This window comes from Acinetobacter sp. GWC1_38_13 (assembly GCF_001767535.1).
Taxonomy (GTDB): domain Bacteria; phylum Pseudomonadota; class Gammaproteobacteria; order Pseudomonadales; family Moraxellaceae; genus Acinetobacter; species Acinetobacter junii.
In genome coordinates this window covers 78,256-80,316 of sequence record NZ_MELG01000104.1, presented here as the reverse complement: position 1 = coordinate 80,316, position 2,061 = coordinate 78,256, and the positions used below count along the sequence as shown (strand labels likewise).

Sequence of the window (2,061 nt, the reverse complement as noted above, 5' to 3'; positions counted from 1 at the left end):
CCTTTGAAGAACAACGGGTACTGTATCGCTCCGATACCCATGCACCGTTATCTGTGGTTAGTCAACGTTTCCAAGAAGTGCAACCAATGGAAATCTTAAACTTCTATCGAGACTTAAGCGAACAATCGGGTTTTGAGTTAGAAACCGCTGGGGTGCTGAAAGGCGGTAAGAAATTCTGGGCTTTGGCGAAGACAGGACAGAGTGCAGCCTTAAAAGGCAAAGATGTCAGCAATGGCTATATTCTTTTGGCGACCGCTTGTGATGGTACCTTAGCGACTACGGTACAATTCACTTCAATTCGAGTGGTGTGTAACAATACCCTAGCGATTGCACTGAAAGCACAAAGTGCTGGATCGAATAACACAGGTGTAGTCAAAGTTCCCCACAGTACTCGCTTTGATGCGGAGAAAGTCAAACATCAACTCGGTATTTCAGTGCGTGCATGGGATGAACACATGTATGAAATGAAGCAACTCAGTCAACGTAAAGTGACACAACAAGAAGCGGCTGCTTACTTTGATGCGGTGTTTAACAACAGCAATCTGAGTGTGGCAGATCAAGAGGACAGTATCATTCAATACTATCGTAATGCAGCACTACCCAAAGCAACCATTCCCGTAACACCGAACCTGCATAAATCCGACAATAAAACCGAACCGAATGGACGCGCTATGTCTAAAGTGATGACCATGTTTAACGGACATGGGCGTGGGGCAGAACTCAGTTCAGCCAAAGACACGGCCTATGGTTTGTTATGCTCAATCACGGAATTCGTCGATCATGAAAGACGCGCCATGAGTACCGATCATCGACTCGATTCAGCATGGTTTGGGGCGGGGGCTGCGATTAAACAACGGGGCTTGGAACAGGCTTTACGTATGTTGGCTTAGCCTTAGCCCAACGACTATCAGATCCAACCATCATTTCCCTTACAACCTATACCCACCACAGTGACTCATATTTCAGCTTTATTTAAGCTTTCACCATTAGTCTAAGCCAGTGGTTATACGATAGCCGCAGTGCAAGACTCTTCGCCACTCTCAGAGGTGGCTTTTTTATACCTGAAATCTAGAAGTTGCTGTGGTGACGATACTTTATTTAAAAAGGAATATCGCCATTATGAATAGTCATCATCACATTCAAAACGCATTAAACCAACCCCCATTACAAGCTTACTCACCGAATATCAATCCATCCACTCCACAAGTCGAAGTCGGCACTCGAACTAAAGGTGACCGACCCAATCAACAGCCAAGAAAAACAAAAACACCCACAGCCAAACGCCTAGCCAACACCAAGCAACTGAACTATCAACAATGGCTTGAAATCCGTAAACAGGGTATCGGTAGTAGTGATGCTGCAACTGCCTGCGGACTCAATCCCTATATGTCGATGCTGGAACTGTGGATGATCAAGACAGGACGCATGCAACAAAACATCGAAGATGAAAGTGCAGGCTATGCACCATTGTACTGGGGCAAACAACTTGAACCCTTGGTGGCTGAATACTACAGCATGCACACCAACAACAAAGTGCGTCGTGTTAATGCAGTATTACAACACCCTGATGAAGACAAGCAGTTTATGCTCGCCAATCTGGACTATGCCATTGTCAGTAATGAAGAAGTGCAAATCTTGGAGTGTAAAACTGTCGGAGAATATGGTGCAAAACTTTGGCGGGATGGTGTACCACTGTATGTGCTGTGCCAAGTCCAACATCAATTGGCGGTGACAGGCAAACAGGCGGCACATATCTGTGCCTTGATCTGTGGACATGAAACCAAAATCTATAAAGTGACAAGAAATGAAACGGTGATTCAGCACATCATCAATGCGGAACGTCACTTCTGGCAATGTGTAGAATCGGGTATTCCACCCAGTGTTGATGCCTCTGATTCAGCAGCCAAAGCCCTACAACAACTCTATCCTGAACAGATTCCATTAACCGTAGAAGACCTCAGCCAAAATGAACAGGCTAACTATCTCTTTAACCAGCTGTTAGAAGAGCGACACAGACTTGAACAACACCAACAGTATTTTGATGAGTTAAAACATCAAATA

General features: G+C 45.0%; 2 protein-coding genes. Both read left to right on the top strand.

Going from position 1 to position 2,061, the window contains the following annotated elements; all coding sequences use genetic code 11:
- The coding region (locus A2003_RS11395; protein ID WP_286687391.1) for a DUF932 domain-containing protein at positions 1-890 on the top strand (890 nt) is incomplete at its 5' end.
- Positions 891-1,119: 229 nt separating this feature from the next.
- Positions 1,120-2,061, top strand: a 942-nt coding sequence (locus A2003_RS11390) for a YqaJ viral recombinase family nuclease (RefSeq protein ID WP_286687390.1), incomplete at its 3' end; no start/stop codon positions are given.